Source organism: Cupriavidus basilensis (genome assembly GCF_029335485.1).
Classification (GTDB): Bacteria; Pseudomonadota; Gammaproteobacteria; order Burkholderiales; family Burkholderiaceae; genus Cupriavidus; species Cupriavidus basilensis_E.
Genome location: NZ_JARJLM010000089.1, coordinates 1 through 16,421 on the forward strand (window position 1 = coordinate 1; position 16,421 = coordinate 16,421).

The following is a 16,421-nucleotide window of genomic DNA, read 5'->3' on the forward strand; positions in this document are numbered from 1 at the left end:
ATCCGCATTGCCGTCCACGAATGGGGCCAGGCCGACGCCACGCCAGTCCTGCTGGTGCACGGCGCCATGGATTTCGCGCGCACCTTCGATGCCTTTGCGCCGCTGCTGGCCGATGCCGGCTACCGCGTGGTGTCCTACGACCAGCGCGGCCACGGCGACTCGGAGCATGCCGACCTGTACAGCTGGGTGGCGGACGAGCGGGACCTGCTGGCCGTGGCCGACTCGATCACGCGCGAGCCGCTCATCGCGATCGGCCATAGCAAGGGCGGCTCACTGCTGGTGCACGCCATCCAGGCGCTGCCGCACCGGTTCACCCGCTTCGTCGCCATCGACGGCCTGCCCTTTCGCAATCCGCATGCGGACAGCGCGGTGCGCGACAGGAAGTCGATGACCGCGCCCATCATCACGCGCTGGCTGGATACGCGCCGGCAGAGCCCGGGCCTCACGCGCAAGCCCGGCACTCTTGAAGAACTCGCCCAGCGGCGCGCGCGGATGAACCCGCGCCTGAGCCATGCATGGCTGTGCTACCTTGCCGCGCTCGGCGCGCGCCAGGATGCGGACGGCTGGCGCTGGAAGCTCGACCCCGTGATCGGCTCCTCCGGCTTTGGCCCCATGCGCGCGCGCTGGATGACCGACCGCCTGCCGGGCTTTCCCATTCCGATGCTGGCCATCTTCGGCACCGAGCGCGAGCCCATGGGCTGGGATGCCACCGCGGCCGACCTCGCGCCGTACTTCCCGCCCTCCACCCAGGTGCAGGTGATGGCCGACACCGGGCACTTCATCCATATCGAGCGGCCGCGCGAGACCGCGGCGTTCATCCTGCCCTTCCTCCGTTCATGACCGCCTACCTGCGCCACAATCGCCTGCGCCTGGCGCTGCATCCGCTCAAGACGGGCGGCGGGCCCGCGCTGCTCTTGCTGCACGGGCTGGGCGAGCGCTCGCCGGACACCTTGCCGGCGGAGTACGCCGGCTGGCCCGGCACTGTGCACGCACTGGATTTCACCGGGCATGGGCGCTCGGACATTCCCCGCGGCGGCGGCTACAGCTGCGAGTTCCTGATGGCCGACGCGGATATCGCGCTGGCGCACCTGGGCCAGGCAACGGTCGCGGGGCGCGGGCTTGGCGGCTACATCGCCTTGCTGCTGGCCGGCGCGCGGCCGGAGCAGGTACGCGGCGCCATCCTGCGCGACGGTCCCGGCCTGGCCGGCGGCGGCACTGCCGCGCGCAATCCGTATATCCCGGTGGTCGACACCACGCGCAGCGGGCCGCCCGACCCCTACGCCATCGCCGACCTGGCAACCGATGTGCGCCCGCCGAGCTACGCGGCCAACTACGCGATGCTGGCCGCGCAGCACTCGGACACGCCGCAGCCGATCTCCGTCTGCACCCGCGAGCGCCCGGACTGGCTCAAAGCGGTGACGGAACTGCTCTCGCTGGAGAAGGTGGAACTGGAGCACGCGCTGCAACACTACGCGGCGCAAGCCACGGCGCGCCGAGGCTCGCGGACATGAAAGTGGAACTCGCCGCAGACGTCGCCCTGGGCGCCAGTGCAGGCCACGCGGGACATGGCGACGCGCACGCGCTGGCGGAGGACGACTTCCGCGCCCACGTACAGCAGCACCTGCCGCGCAATGCGCAGGCCTACCTGATCCACGGCATGCTTGGCATGACCGGCTTCCGGCTGGTGACAGCCCCAACCTTCGTACCCGCCTACATCTACCTGCTGTCCGGCTCCAAGCTGGTGGTGGGATGCGTGCTATCCGCGCAGTACGCGGGCATGGCGATGTCCTCGATCTGGGGCGCCACGCAGATCGAGCATCGCCAGCGCGTGATGCCGCTGATCTACCTGGTGGGCTGGCTGGTGCGGCTGCAGATCCTCGGCCTGGGCTTGTCCGCCTTCCTGCTCTCGGGCGACGGCGCGCTGGCCGCCGCCGCCGTGTTCCTGCTGCTGTTCGGCCTGTTCAATGGCGTGCAGAACGTCACCTTCAACTACCTCACGTCCAAGATCATCCCGCTGGAGCGGCGGGGCGCGCTGAGCGCGTTCCGCAATTTCCTCGGAGGGCTCATCGCTGCCGCCGTGGCCTATCTCGGCGGCCGCTTTCTGGTGGGCGGCAATGTGTTCGGCAACGGCTACGCCACCACCTTCCTCGCCGCCTTCGTCCTCACCAGCCTGGGCATCTCCGCGCTGACCCGCATGCGCGAGCCGGTACTGCACGATGTGCGCATGCAATCGGGCTTTCGCCAGCGCCTGCGCGAGGTGCCGGCGCTGCTGCGCGCGGACAAGCACTACGTGCGCTTCTTCGTGGCCCGCGCGCTGGTGGCGTTCAGCATGATGGCGGTGCCGTTCTACGCGATCTACGTCGGCAGCCACCTGCCGCTCTCGGGTGCCACGCTGGGCTACCTGAGCATTGCCTACCTGCTCGCGCAGACCACCAGCAACCTGCTGTGGGGCCGCCTTGCGGACCGTTGCGGCTACCGGCTGGTGTTCCTGTGCAGCATCGGGCTGTGGATCCTGTCCACCGCCGCGCTGCTGCTGTGCGATGGCCTGGGCGCCTTCCTGCTGGTGTTCTGCGGGCTGGGCGCCAGCTTTGGCGGCTACTTCCTCTCGGCGGACAACTTTGCGCTCGAGTTCGGCAATCGCCGCGACCGCCCCATGCTGCTGGCTGTCTCCGATACGGCAACCTACGCGATGATGGCGTGCGGCCCGATCCTTGGCGGCATGCTGGCGCAGGGGGTGCGTTTCTCGCTGGTGTTCGTCGCGGCCATCGTGGTGATGGGCATTGCCTTCGTGCTCGCGCAGCGGGTGGAAGAACCGCGTCGCCGCCCGCGTCCGCAGCGCGAGGCCAACGCATAGCGCCAACCCCAGGCTCACCAGGAGACAGCATGACATTCAGGACCTACCCGGAATTCAGCACGCACTATCCGCTGTTGCTCACCACGATCATGAAGCGCCCGGTGCGGATGTACCCCGACCAGATCGGCGTGGTCTACCGCAACCCCGCCTCCGGTGCGTACTTCCGCTTTACCTGGATGCAGTGGTACCGGCGCGTGGCGCAACTGGCCAACGGCCTGCGCGGCGAGCTCGAGGTGCATGCCGGCAAGCCCGGGGCGCCTGGCGATCGCATCGCCACGATGGCGCTCAATACCCACCGCCATCTTGAGCTGTATTACGGCGTGACCGGCATCGGCGCCACGCTCCATCCGATCAATGTCCGTCTTTCCCCGCAGCATATCGTCTACACCATCCGGCACGCGCGGGACAGGATCCTCTTTGTCGACGACACGTTGATGCCGCTGCTGGAGGGCATCTACGACCAGGTCAAGGATGTGGTCGAGCTGGTGGTCTACATGTCGGACAAGCCGGGCCTGCCGCAGACCCGCATCCCCAACATCATCGAGTACGAGACGCTGATCGCCCGCCAGGCCGAGGCCATCGAATGGCCCGCGCTGCATGAGGACGTCAACGCCACGCTGTGCTATACCACCGGCACCACGGGCCAGCCCAAGGGCGCTACATTCACGCATCGGCAGCTCTACCTGCTGACCATCCACATAATGGCGCAGCTCGCCATCGGCAACACGCCGGACCACGATATTGCCGACGGCCTCGGCGTGCGGCTGGGCGAAGGCGCGGTGCCGTTGCTGAACACGCCGATGTTCCACATCCACGGCTGGGGCCAGCCCTTCGTCGCAGTCTACAGCGCGCAGAAGATCGTGCTGCACGGCACCTTCACCGTGCAAGGCTTCTGCGAGCTGGTGGAGCGCGAGAAGGTGACGTCGGTGGGCATCGTGGCGACCATCGCGGCCATGCTGCTCGAGTACCCGGACCTGAAGCAATACGACCTGAGCAGCCTGGTACGCGTGAGCGTGGGCGGCGGCGCGCTGCCGCTCGGGCTCAAGCGCAAGCTCGAAGCGCTGATTCCCACCTTCCGCATGAGTTCGGGCTATGGCATGACCGAGACCGCGCCCACCATCGTGGGCTCGTTCATCAAGAAGACCATGGTCCATCTGGACCGGGAGGAGACCGATGCGGTGCTGGTCAAATCCGGGCTGCCGATCCTTGGCGTGGAGGTGGAGGTCGTGGACGACGAGGGCAGGCCGGTGCCGCAGGACGACCACACCGTCGGCGAGATCGTCGTGCGCGCGCCCTGGGCGACCGAGCAGTACTTCGGCAATCCCGAGAAGAGCGCCGAGCTCTGGCAGGACGGCTGGCTGCACACCGGCGACATCGCCAAGGTGGATGCCGAGGGCTACATCACCATCGCCGACCGCATGAAGGACGTGATCCGCAGCGGCGCGGAGATGGTGCCCACGGTGCTGCTGGAGAACCTGATCGCCATGGCGGATTTCGTGCACGAGGCAACCGTGGTCGGCGTGCCCGACCCGGTGTGGGGCGAGAAGCCCATGGCGCTGGTCAGCGTGCGCACCGGCTTCGAGGCCACCGAGGAGAGCGTGATCGACTTCCTGAAGGTGCACGGCGTCGAGACCGGCAAGATCACGCGGTGGATGCTGCCCAAGCTCGTCGCCATCACCCGGGACATCCCCAAGACCAGCGTAGGCAAGTACAACAAAAAGCAGATCCGCGATGACCTGGACAGGTTCCTGGCCATCGCCAAGGACGTTTCGCATCGCCACGGTTAGGCAACCCATCCAAACACAGCAGGAGAATCCCAATGCGTGAAGCAGTGATCGTGTCCACGGCGCGTACGCCGATCGGCAAGGCCCATCGCGGCGCCTTCAACAATACGCAGGCGCAGGCACTCGGCGCCCACGCCATCGCGCACGCCGTGCAGCGTGCCGGCATCGACCCGCTTGAGATCGCCGACGTGATCCTGGGCTGCGCGGTGCAGCAAGGCTCCACCGGCGGCAACGTCGCGCGCCAGGCGCTGTTGCGCGCCGGGCTGCCGGTCACGGTGCCGGGAATGTCGATGGACCGCCAGTGCGCCTCCGGCCTGATGGCGATCGCCACGGCCGCCAAGCAGATCATCGTCGACGGCATGCAGGTGGTGGTGGGCGGCGGGCTGGAGTCGATCTCGCTGGTCCAGAACGACAAGATCAACCGCTATCGCGCGCAGGACCCGCGGCTGGTGCAGACGCTGCCGCAGATCTACATGACCATGCTGGAGACGGCCGAGATCGTGGCCCAGCGCTATGGCGTAAGCCGCGAGGCCCAGGATGCCTACTCGCTGCAATCGCAGCAACGTACTGCCGCCGCGCAGGAAGCCGGCCGCTTCGACGCGGAGATCGTGCCGATCACCACCACGATGCTGGTCACCGACAAGGCCAGCGGCGCCGTGAGCGAGAAGGAGGTCACCCTTGCCAAGGATGAAGGCAACCGCCCCGGCACCACGCTGGCCGACCTGCAGGCGCTCAAGCCGGTTTTCAAGAACGGCCAGCGCGTGGCCGAGGGCGGCTTCATCACCGCGGGAAATGCCTCGCAGCTCTCCGACGGCGCGTCCGCCATGGTGCTGATGGAAGCCAGGGAAGCGCAGCGCCGCGGGCTGCAGGCTCTCGGCGCCTACCGCGGCATGGCCGTTGCCGGCTGCGATCCCGACGAGATGGGCATCGGCCCGGTGTTCGCCATCCCGAAGCTGCTCAAGCAGCATGGCTTGTCCATGAGCGACATCGGCATCTGGGAACTGAACGAGGCGTTCGCCAGCCAGGTCCTGCATATCCGCGACACGCTCGGCATCCCCAACGAGCACTTGAACGTTTCCGGCGGCGCGATCTCCATCGGCCATCCTTACGGCATGTCCGGCGCGCGCATGAGCGGCCACCTGCTACTGGAAGGCAGGCGCCGCGGCGCGAAGTTCGGCGTGGTAACGATGTGCATCGGCGGCGGCATGGGCGCGGCCGGGTTGTTCGAGATCTTCTGAGCGCCTGCATCGGCATACCGACATACCGACATACCGGATCATCGACACACTGGAGTCCACAAGCATGACCGCTATCAACGCAGTCGCCGATCTCGCCATCGAAGGCGACATCGCCGTCCTTACCCTCAACTCGCCGCCGGTCAACGCCTTGTCCGCCGCCGTGCGCTCGGGCATCCTCGATGGCATCGCGCTCGCCATCGCCGACAGCAAGGTCAAGGGCATCGTCCTGATCTGCGCGGGCAAGACCTTCATCGCCGGTGCGGACATCACCGAGTTCGGCAAGCCGCCGCTTGGCCCGTCGCTGGCCGACGTGCAGGCCGCGATCGAGGGTTCGCCAAAGCCCGTGGTGGCCGCCATCCACGGTACCGCCCTGGGCGGCGGGCTGGAAGTCGCGCTGGTCTGCCACTACCGCGTGGCCGCAAAGTCGGCCAAATGCGGCCTGCCCGAAGTCAACCTGGGCCTGCTGCCCGGCGCGGGCGGCACGCAACGCCTGCCCCGCATCGTCGGCCCCGCCAAGGCGCTCGACATGGTGACCTCCGGCGCCCACATCGGCGCGGCCGCCGCCGCCGAGATGGGGCTCTTCGACGTGGTGACCGATGACGCCGCGCTGCGCGCCGACGCCATTGCCTTCGTCAGGCAGGTCAATGCCGGGCAGCGCCCGCTGCGCAAGGTGCGCGACCTCAACGAGAAGGTGGAAGCCGCGCGCGGCAAGCCGGAGCTGTTCGCCGATTTCCGCCGCGCCAACGCCCGCAGGTTCCGTGGCTTCGACGCGCCGGAGTACAACATCCGCTGCATCGAAGCCGCGGTCAACCTGCCGTTCGACGAAGGCATGAAGGTGGAGCGCAAGCTCTTCCTGGAGCTGATGAACGGCACGCAGTCCGCGGCGCAGCGCTACTACTTCTTCGCCTCGCGCCAGGTCTGGAACCTGCCCGACGTACCGGCCGACACGCCGACCATCGACGTGAAGAAGGTCGGCATCGTCGGCGCGGGCACCATGGGCGGCGGCATCGCCATGAACCTGCTGAACGCCGGCGTTCCCGTGGTCATCGTGGAAACCGCGCAGGAGGCGCTGGACCGCGGCGTGCGCACCATCCGCGCCAACTACGACAACACCGCCAGCAAGGGCCGCATCACCGCCGCCGATGTCGACAAGCGCATGGCGCTGCTCACGCCCTCGCTGGACCTCGGCCAGCTGGCCGATGCCGACCTGGTGATCGAAGCCGTCTATGAAAACATGGACGTGAAGAAGGACATCTTCGGCAAGCTCGACAAGCTCGTGAAGCAGGGCGCCATCCTGGCCACCAACACCTCGGCGCTCGACGTCAACGAGATCGCTTGCGCCACGTCGCGCCCCGAAGCGGTGATCGGCCTGCACTTCTTCTCGCCGGCCAACGTCATGAAGCTGCTGGAGGTGGTGCGCGGCGACAAGACCGCCAAGCCTGTCATCCGCACGTCGATGGAGCTCGCCCGCAAGATCGGCAAGATCGCCGCGCTGGTGGGCGTTTGCCCCGGTTTCGTCGGCAACCGCATGCTGGCCCAGCGCCAGCGCGAGGCGCAGAAGCTCGTGCTGGAAGGCGCGCTGCCGTGGGACATCGACCGCGTGCTGTACAACTTCGGCTTCCCGATGGGCCCGTTCGCCATGAGCGACCTGGCCGGCCTGGACCTGGGCTGGATCCGCGAAAAATCCAGCAGCGCCACGCTGCGCGAGATCCTGTGCGAGATGGACCGCCGCGGCCAGAAGACCGGCGCGGGCTACTACGACTACGACGGGAAGCGCAACGCCAAGCCCTCGCCCGTGGTCGAGCAGATCATCCGCGACTTTGCCGCCAGGCAGGGCAAGACCAGCCGCGTGGTGTCCGAGCAGGAGATCCTGGAGCGCTGCGTCTACACGATGATCAACGAAGGCGCGAAGATCCTGGAAGAAGGCAAGGCGATCCGCGCTTCCGACATCGACGTGGTGTGGGTGAACGGCTACGGCTGGCCGGTGTACCGTGGCGGCCCGATGTTCTACGCGGACACGATCGGGCTGGACAAGGTGCTGGCAGCCATGAAGAACTTCGAGGCCACGCTGGGCGCGGACTTCAAGCCGGCCAGGCTGCTCGAGGACTTGGTTGCGCAGGGCAGGAAGTTTGGCGACCTGAAGTAAGCCGTTTGGGGTACGGCCTGCAGGCGTGCCTCCCCGGCCGCCTGCCCGATCAACCCGGCCACCCTTTCCCGCTCGACCACCACCACGCCATCGGCGTCGCCGATGACGAGGTCGCCGGGCCGCACGGTCACGCCGCCGCATTGGATCGGATGGTTCACGCGGCCGGGCACAAGCTTGGTGGGTCCGTTCGGGTTCGTGCCCACGGAGTACATCGGAAAGCCCAGTTCGAGAATTTCGTCCGCGTCGCGCGAGGCTGCGTCCAGCACCACCGCCGCCACGCCAAGCGCCTTGCACTGGTTCGCCATGATGCTGCCCATCAGTGCGCACGACTGATCGCCCTTGCCGTCCACCACGATCACATCGCCAGGCTTTGCCAGCGCCATGGCGGCGTGGATCATGAGGTTGTCGCCCGGGCGGACTTCGACCGTGAGCGCGGGCTCGCAGAAACGGCTCGCGCGATCGAGCGGTGCGATGCGCCCATGCATGCCGCCGCGGCGCCCCGCCACATAATTGAATGATTAATTGCCTCCGATATCATGGTGGGATGAGCTGAGGCCGCCATGCATCGCCAGTGAAGCTGGCGAAGAAAGACGGGAACTGCTATCGCTGATCGAGCGCAAGACGGCTGCGCAGCGAGATGCGATGCGCGCGCGAATCGCATTGTGGGCCCACGCGGGCCACTCCAGTACGCTCATGGCGCGGGAACTGTGTACTGGAGCAAACGGTCTGCGCTGTGGCGCGAGCGCATTGCACAGCATGGTGCCCGGATCCTTGGCGACACCCGAGTCGGGCCGCCCTAGCGCCCACGCAGGCCAGGAACCGTGTACGTGCTCATATCGAGGTGGACCATTGCGCTTGCGGCGACCCTAACGTTGCGCCCTACATCGACTGGTCCGGGAGCCGCGGCAAGAAGCGCTTGTGCTCGATTTCGCCGCCCCGGGCAACCAGGATGGTCGCCTCGGGAATCTCCTCCCACACCTCCTGCACGTCGATCAGCGGCTCGGACAGCACCAGGAAGGCATTGTCGCCGGCGGCGATGATGCGCGGGTCGTTCGGGTAGAGCGCGCGCAACTGTCTGAACGAGGTGCTGTGGAACAGCGAGCGCGAGTCCGCCTCGCTCGAATAACGCACCGCCACGATCTGCTGGCCATCGGTCACGCAGACGGTCATGTTGAGCGGAAACTCCACGTCGTAGCGGTGGCCGACCTCCTCGATCAGCCCGGCCATCTGCTCCAGCGCGCCGCGCGGATCGCGCTCCAGGCCGAAAGTCAGGGCCAGGAAGAACATCACCTCGGAATCGGTCGATCCCTCGATCCAGCGGAACAGGTGTGGCGCCACGGCCATCATCAGGTCGCGCCGCACGAGAGGATATTCGCGGATCAGGCCGTTATGGACGAACAGCCAGCGGCCGAAGCGGAACGGATGGCAGTTGGTCTCCTGCGTCGGCGTGCCGGTGGCCGCGCGCACGTGGGCGACGAACAGCGGCGCCCGCACCGCCCGTGCCGTTTCGCGCAGGTTGGTGTCGTTCCAGGCCGGGTGCAGGCAGCGGTAGCGGAACGGCACCTCCGAGTGACGTCCGTACCAGCCGACGCCGAACCCGTCGCCATTGGTGGTGGTATGACCCAGCCGCGAATTCAGGCTCTGGTCGATCAGCGAGTGTTCCTGCTGGAACAGTACCGTTTCCAGCGCAACGGATTTGCCCGAGTAGGCCAGCCAGCGGCACATGATGCTTCTCCTCGACAAGTGCGGCCCGGTGCCTTCCGGTCCACTTTCCAGTTGTAGGACGGCGACGCGCAAATGGCAAAGCGCCCGGAAGATCCTGACTGGCCTTGTAACTTCTCATCCCCCGGGGCAGCCCCAGGGTATTGAGAGCTTACCGCACCTCCAGCTAACCGTTTGATTTCAGATCGGAAGCCCCTTCACGGCGCGCCCCGCTTTTCCCGCGATGGGCATCCGGAGATGCTCCACCGTCTGCCCGGCATTGCCCACCCGCTGCAGCCAGTCCGGCACGGGGCCGCGACCATCCTGCCCTGCCCTTGCGCGTTGCGATAGCACACCGTGCCAGGCGATGGCGCCGGCGGCGTCCTGCACCCCCACCTGGCCCCCCCCAACTCAGCGCGCAGGTCCGCTGCCGCCTGCCATAGAATCCGTCCAGCGTCCGGCGGGCGCCTACTTCCCGGTAGCCGGATCCACAGCGATCGCCACGGCTTCCGTGTAGACAGCCTCGACCTGGTCGCCCTTCCTGATGTTTTGCAACTGCGCAGGATCCTCTACCAGCAGATCCACCGTGTTCCCCATCGGCCCTTTCAGCGTGACCATCCTCTTCTCGGCGTTCACGGCGACGACGTTCGCCGTCACCGTCACTTCCCTCCCGATCGTGCCGCCGGGCTTTGCTCCGGGAGCCGAGCGTTCGATCACTTCGCGCTCAGCGCTGGAGCGCAGGCCGTGGCCCTTTTTCAGGCTCAGCGAAATGGCCTCCCGATACTCGGCGGAGACCACGTCGCCAAGCTTGATCTGGTCGAAATTGCGCACCTCCTCGCCTGCTACGAGCTGCTCCACCCTGCCTTTCCGATCCTTCAATGACACGGTCCGGGTGGCGGCATCGATGCCCACCACGGTAGCCGTCACCCTGGTGATGCCTGTCACGGTCGCCTGGCCCGGCGCTTTCATGACGTCCACCCTGGTTTCCGGCTGAGCCATCGCCGCGGTCGCCGCCAGGGCCAGCGCCGCCATGACCAGGGATATCTTGCTCTTCATGTCGCTCTCCTTTGCCCCCCAAAAGCCTCGCCACGCCGCTCCGGCGGGGCCAATCAGGACGAAAACTTCGAGATGCGCAAGCAACGCATCGACGACTCGATCGGCATGCCGTTGTACCAGTCCCACTGGCCATCGTTCCCTATTTGACCGTATAGCCCCGGCCTTCCATGCAAGCGGCATATGCGCGGTTGTAGGTATCCATGCTGCCTTGGGCAGGTTGCTGCGCTGCCTGCTGGTTCCTCCGTGCCCGCGCCCCGCCGGCCATGGTTCCGGCCACGGCGCCCGCCGCGGCGCCCTTCCCCGCGTCACCCGCGATGGCGCCGATGGCCGCACCGCCGGCCGCGCCCCGCGCGGCACCTCGCACGCGCTCGCCGCCACCCGCCGGCCCGGATGGCGGTGCCGCCGCTACCGCGGCCGGATCGACACCTGTGCTGTTCTTTGCCCATACATAGCACTGGCCGTCATCTTTCTGCTGCTGCTCGGCGCTCTGGCCCTTGGCGGGGTAGATAATCGGCTTTGCCTGCGCGAGGCCGAGCGACAGCGTCGCGACGGCAACGGCATAAACCCTGCGTCTGTTCATTCCGTTCATGACGACTCCTTCGTGATGGCGCACCGCTGCGCGATGCCTTGAACCCGCCTGGCCATCCGCGCTGCCGACGCCCGCAGTGATCCGGTTCGCGACACCGGCCAAGCCATGCCGCAGCCGCTCATGGGCGCGATTCATGGCGCGCCGCTTTGCCGGATCGCGGTGGCAATATCCCGGCTCAGCGTTGCCACGTTACGGCTATGCGCTGCCACCATGGCGCCATAATCCTTGCCGGCAACCCGTTCCTGCGCAAATGTGCGGCCGCTCAGCACCGCCGCACCATTGGGTGGGCGCACCGACCACAATGCCTCGACCGTGGCCGTTTCGCCCAACGACGATTCGAAACGCAGCACGTCGATCCGCACCCGATAACCACCGGTCGATCCTTTACCCTGCTCGGTCGTGGATACACGTGCATCCGCCAGCAGTTGTGCCAGGTCGCCAGCGACCGCGCGCTGGATCTCGCTCTTGAGCGGTTCTGCCCAGCGTGCGAACTCTGCCAGGCGCACCTCGTTGACGCCGACCCGCGCCACGAGCTGCGGCCGGTCGACCGTCTCGGGTACGGTCACCGGCGCGACCAGGACGCTGATCGCCTCGCCGGGCACCGTGCCCGCGCTGCCGCCCTCAGACGCGGCCGCCGGACTGAGCGTGTAGAACTTCGCCGTTGGAGATGCCGCGCAACCGGCGAGCGTCCCGATCGCAATCGATACGGCAAGCAACAGGATGGCTCGCATCATCATTTCCCTTCATCCGATTTACCGCGGATCAGCGCTTCCGGATGGCGTTCCAGGTAATCGGCCAGGTTGCGGAACGCCGCTGCCGTGCGTGAAAGCTCGCGCATCACGTCGCCCGCATTCTCCTGGATCGCCGAATCGGGCTGCATGGCGAGGTTGGCCGAGTCGAGCGCCTCGCGTGCCGCCGCGAGCGTGCCGCGCGCCTGCGGTATCACCTCCGCGTCCAGCCGGTTGAGCAGCGTATGGGCATCCCGGATGGTCTGCTGCATATCGTGGCCCATGCCCTCGATCGGCAGCTTGTTGAGCTTGGCCAGCAGCGCCTCCACCGATTCCTGCAGCGGCTGCAAGCCACCCGGAACGGTAGGTATTTCGGCCGGGGCCTTGCTCCAGTCCACCGCAGCCTTGGGTGCGTTCGGGAAGAAATCGAGCGCGATATAGAGTTGCCCGGTCAACAGGTTCCCGGATCGCAGCTGAGCACGGAAGCCTCGCTCGACCATCGTGTCCAGCATGGCCTTCTTGTTCCGCGCGATAGGTCCGCCTTTCTGCCCGGACGCATAGCGTCCGGTGAACCGTTCCGGATAGAAGTGCACCTCGACCGGAATGCTGAACTCCTTCTTGACCGGATCGAAACGCGTATTGATGGCCGCCACCTCGCCCACCACGATGCCGTGGAAATCCACCGGCGCACCCACGCTCAGGCCCCGCACCGAGGATTTCGTGAAGTTGAATACATAGGTCTCAACGATTCGTTCCTGGCGCACCATTGACTCCAGGCGCGTGTGGAACAACTTGAACTGCGCGTTCGCTGGGGCAGGCGGGAGCCCGGCCGAAGCCGGCAGGCTCTGGAAGGCCAGGCCGCCGACCAGGATCGCCACCACGGATTGCGTCTCGAGCTTGATGCCGGCGGCATCGATCGATACATCGACGCCACTGGCTTGCCAGAAGCGGGTATCTTCATTCACGTACTTGTCATACGGTGCATTGACAAAGACCTTCAGCGTCACGCCGTTGCCGTCCGGATCCAGTTCGTAAGCGGCAATTTGCCCCACCTGCAGGCGGCGGAAGAAGACCGGCGAGCCAACGTCCAGCGAGCCGACATCCTCGCTCTTCAGCACAAACTGACGCCCGGGCACGTCGCTGCCGAACACGGGGGGTGTTTCGAGTCCGACATAGTCGCGCCGCTTCGCCGTCGCGCTGCCGACGTCCATGGCGACAAAGGAGCCACCCAGCAGCGTGCCGAGGCCCGAGACCGTGCCGCCCGAGATACGCGGCCGCACCACCCAGAAACGCGAATCCGCCACCAGCAGTCTCTCCGCACTCTTGCTGATTTCCGCGCTGGCGATCACGTTCTTCTGGTCCGGGGATAGCGTTACGCTGCGGATCAGGCCGATGTCGACATCCTTGAACTTGAGCTTGGTCTTGCCCGCCTCCAGCCCTTCGCCGGTCCTGAAGCTGATCGTGATCGTCGGCCCGCGCTCCAGCACGGACTGGACGGCCAGTCCCACGCCGATCAACACCGCTATCAGTGGGATCAGCCAGATCAGCTGCGGCCGCCAGCGCGCCTGCGGTGCTACCACGGCCTCGGGAAGCGCGTCGGGATCCGGCAGGTCGGGAGGGCTAGCCATGATGGTCCTGCGGTTCGTCCCAGATCAGGCGCGGGTCGAACGTCATGGCGGCGAACATGGTAAGCACGACCACCGCGCCGAATGCGAGCGCCGCCGGCCCCGCCTTGACTGTCGCCAGCGCGTCGAACTGCACCAGCGCCACCAGGATCGTGATCACGTAGATATCCAGCATCGACCACTTCCCGACAAACTCGACGATCCGGTAGATGCGCGCGCGCTGGCGTGGCAGCCACCTTGAGCGGCGCTGTACCGAAATCACGAGATACAGCAGCGCGAGGATCTTCAGCATGGGCACGGCGACGCTGGCGATGAATACCACCACCGCCAGCGGCCACGAGCCCGAGACCCAGAGGTATACCACCCCGCTGAGTATGGTGTCCCGCTGCGCGCCGAACAGGGAACTCGTATCCATCACCGGCAGGACATTGGCCGGGATATACATCACGATGGCAGCAATCAGCAGCGCCCAGGTGCGGGCAAGACTGCCGGGCTTGCGCAAATGCAGGCTGGCGCCGCAGCGCGGGCAGTGCGCATGTTCCGCTGAGGGTGTCAGGCGCGCCAGCAATCCGCAACTGTGACACAGCGCCAGCCCATAACGCGCCGCCGAGACATGGGAGACAGGAGACACATGACCGTTGGCGTTCATCGCGGCGCTCCCAGCCTTGCCCACACATCACGCGAATCGAAAGCGGCGCTTGCGGCCGCCAGCAGCAGCATGAGCGCGCCGAACGACCAGATCGCGATGCCCGGCACCACCCCGGCGATATGCGCCAGCTTGACCACCGCCACCAGCACACCGATGATCAGCACCTCCGTCATGCCCCAGGGCTTTGTCAGGTACAGGAGCCGGAACAGCAAGTCAGGCCGCCACGGAGACCGGCGTAGCCGGATCGGCAACAGCAGATAGCTCATCGCGGCCAACTGCAGCAATGGCATCAGGATGGTCGTCACGAGCACCAGTGCCGCCATGGGCCACATCCCGTCCAGATACAGCACGCGCACCGCGCCATACAGCGTCGTATAGACCACGTGACCGCTGAGTGCCAGACCAATGATCGGAAACACGTTCGCGAGAACGAACAGGACCAGCGCCGCCAGCGTGCAGGCGAGCGCCCGGTCGATGCTCTGCGGGTGGTAACGATACAACTCTGCGCCGCAGCGCGGGCACCGCACAATACCGCCGCGCGGCATGCGCGGCTCCCGCAACAGCAAGTCGCACTCGTGGCAGGCCGTCAGCGCGAACCGTGTCATGGCGAACTCTCCATGGTGGACTTCGGCGGGGCGGCCACGCCGGACATCCGGTCGGCCTCGACCACCCAGCCGCCGCCCATCGCCTTGTAGAGGTTGACGATGGCGGTAAACACCAGGCCCTGCGTCTGCGTATAGCCGAGCTCGGCGTTGAACAGGCTGCGCTCGGCATCCAGCACCTCGATATAGCTGGTGTAGCCCGCCTCGTAGCGCAGGCGCGCGAAGTGCGAATACGAACGCAGGGCATCGACCTGGCGCCCCTGTACAACGAGCTGCTCGCGCGACTTCTGCGCCGTGACGAGCGCATCCTCGACTTCCTGGAAGGCAACCTGTATTGCCTTCTGGTATTGAACGAGGGCCTGTTGTTGCTGCGCCTGCGCCTGCTGCACCTGGCCCCGGATGCTGCCCGCGGTAAAGATCGGCTGCGCCACGGAGCCGGCATAGGTCCAGATCCGCGACGGCCCGGTAAACAACGTCGAGAACTCCCGGCTGGAAGTGCCGAACAGGCCGGTCAGAGAGATCGACGGAAAGTACAGCGCACGCGCGGCGCCGATCAGCGCATTGGCGGCCACCAGGTTCTGCTCCGCCTGGAGCAGGTCCGGACGGCGCTGCAACAGGCTGGACGGCAGCCCCGCCGGCACCGCCGGCAGTTCCAGTTGACCCAGATCGCGGCCGCGGAGGATGGGCCCCGGGTTACGCCCAAGCAGCACCGACAAGGCGTCCTCCTGCTGCGCGATCTGCGCTTCTATCTGCGGAATGGTCGCCAGAGCGGCTTCATACTCGGACTGATTCTGTGCCACCTCCATCAGCGCCACGGTGCCGCCTTCATAGCGTTGCGTGAAGACCTTGAGCGAATCGGCGCGGCTCGCGGTCGTGGCCTTGGCGATCTCGAGCTGCCTGTCGAGGTCCCGCAGATTGACGTATGCGGTGGCAACCGACGCCACCAGGGTCAGGATGGTTGCGCGCCGCCCTTCCTCGCTCGCAAGCAGGTTGGCCCGGGCTGCCTCGGTCTGGCGGCGCAGCTTGCCAAACACGTCGATTTCCCAGGATGCCGACAACGCGGCGGTCAAGGTGCTGAACTCGGGCCCGATACCTTGCGGCACGGGCGTCGCTCCCGCCCGGCTGATGCGCTGGCGCTGGGCGTCGAACGACGCGCCAACCTGCGGAAACAGCTGCGCGCGGGTGGTCGCGAACTGGCCGATGAACTGGTCGACCCGTGCCGCGGCGATCCTCACATCCTTGTTCTCCGCGAGCGCGGTCGCCACCAGTTCATTCAGCACCGGGTCGTGGAACTCCTCCCACCATAGCGTGTTCGCCACGTCCTTCGCCTCGCCGCTCTCGAAGCGGAACGCCTGCGGCGTGTCGATCGGAGGCCGTTCATAGTCCGGCCCCAGCGCGCAAGCGCAGACCATCAGGGTCGCGATCGCCAGGATGGAGTGGGCACGCATG

General features: G+C 66.7%; 12 protein-coding genes and 2 pseudogenes. 6 read left to right on the plus strand and 8 right to left on the minus strand.

The features are described 5' to 3' along the window. The 6 genes from P3W85_RS04985 to P3W85_RS05010 form a co-directional block, all read left to right on the plus strand. Nucleotides 1-840 (plus strand): alpha/beta fold hydrolase (locus P3W85_RS04985; RefSeq protein ID WP_276263952.1); only part of this gene is annotated, 840 nt, incomplete at its 5' end. Continuing rightward, entirely contained in the window at nt 837-1,511 is a 675-nt protein-coding gene (locus P3W85_RS04990; RefSeq protein WP_276263953.1) for an alpha/beta fold hydrolase, read from the plus strand. The genes P3W85_RS04985 and P3W85_RS04990, both read left to right, overlap by 4 nt. Continuing rightward, nucleotides 1,508-2,854 (plus strand): MFS transporter, encoded by a 1,347-nt coding sequence (locus tag P3W85_RS04995; RefSeq protein ID WP_276263954.1) that lies wholly within the window; start codon nt 1,508-1,510, stop codon nt 2,852-2,854. The genes P3W85_RS04990 and P3W85_RS04995 overlap by 4 nt, the downstream gene beginning before the upstream one ends. 29 nt (nt 2,855-2,883) lie before the next feature. Next, entirely contained in the window at nt 2,884-4,641 is a 1,758-nt protein-coding gene (locus P3W85_RS05000) for a long-chain-fatty-acid--CoA ligase (protein WP_276263955.1), read from the plus strand. 32 nt (nt 4,642-4,673) lie between these two features. Beyond that, nucleotides 4,674-5,876, plus strand: coding sequence for an acetyl-CoA C-acyltransferase (locus P3W85_RS05005; RefSeq protein ID WP_276263956.1), 1,203 nt, complete (start codon nt 4,674-4,676; stop codon nt 5,874-5,876). 64 nt (nt 5,877-5,940) lie between these two features. Continuing rightward, on the plus strand, nt 5,941-8,022 hold the full coding sequence (locus P3W85_RS05010; RefSeq protein ID WP_276263957.1) for a 3-hydroxyacyl-CoA dehydrogenase NAD-binding domain-containing protein: 2,082 nt from the start codon (nt 5,941-5,943) through the stop codon (nt 8,020-8,022). Between the two features lie 35 nt (nt 8,023-8,057). Here P3W85_RS05010 and P3W85_RS05015 read toward each other — a convergent pair. The 8 genes and pseudogenes from P3W85_RS05015 to P3W85_RS05050 form a co-directional block, all read right to left on the minus strand. Continuing rightward, nucleotides 8,058-8,528: pseudogene (locus P3W85_RS05015) on the minus strand (RraA family protein); the annotation flags it as partial. 373 nt (nt 8,529-8,901) lie between these two features. After that, nucleotides 8,902-9,747 carry a class II glutamine amidotransferase gene (locus P3W85_RS05020; RefSeq protein ID WP_276263958.1) on the minus strand — a complete coding sequence of 282 codons (846 nt, stop codon included), beginning with the start codon at nt 9,745-9,747 and terminating at the stop codon, nt 8,902-8,904. 444 nt (nt 9,748-10,191) lie between these two features. Further along, on the minus strand, nt 10,192-10,779 hold the full coding sequence (locus P3W85_RS05025) for a hypothetical protein (protein WP_276263959.1): 588 nt from the start codon (nt 10,777-10,779) through the stop codon (nt 10,192-10,194). Between the two features lie 139 nt (nt 10,780-10,918). Then, nucleotides 10,919-11,368, minus strand: a complete 450-nt coding sequence (locus P3W85_RS05030; protein ID WP_430869497.1) for a YMGG-like glycine zipper-containing protein — start codon at nt 11,366-11,368, stop codon at nt 10,919-10,921. A 131-nt stretch (nt 11,369-11,499) separates the two neighbouring features. Next, nucleotides 11,500-12,099 (minus strand): PqiC family protein, encoded by a 600-nt coding sequence (locus P3W85_RS05035; RefSeq protein ID WP_346430240.1) that lies wholly within the window; start codon nt 12,097-12,099, stop codon nt 11,500-11,502. A 2-nt stretch (nt 12,100-12,101) separates the two neighbouring features. After that, a complete protein-coding gene (locus P3W85_RS05040; RefSeq protein WP_276263960.1) occupies nt 12,102-13,724 on the minus strand; it encodes an intermembrane transport protein PqiB in 1,623 nt (540 codons plus the stop codon). Further along, nucleotides 13,717-14,975 (minus strand): annotated as a pseudogene (locus tag P3W85_RS05045) (paraquat-inducible protein A). Before P3W85_RS05045 ends, P3W85_RS05040 begins: the two are co-directional and overlap by 8 nt. Beyond that, on the minus strand, nt 14,972-16,420 hold the full coding sequence (locus tag P3W85_RS05050; protein ID WP_276263961.1) for an efflux transporter outer membrane subunit: 1,449 nt from the start codon (nt 16,418-16,420) through the stop codon (nt 14,972-14,974). The pseudogene P3W85_RS05045 and the gene P3W85_RS05050 overlap by 4 nt, the downstream one beginning before the upstream one ends. Nucleotide 16,421 lies beyond the last annotated feature (1 nt).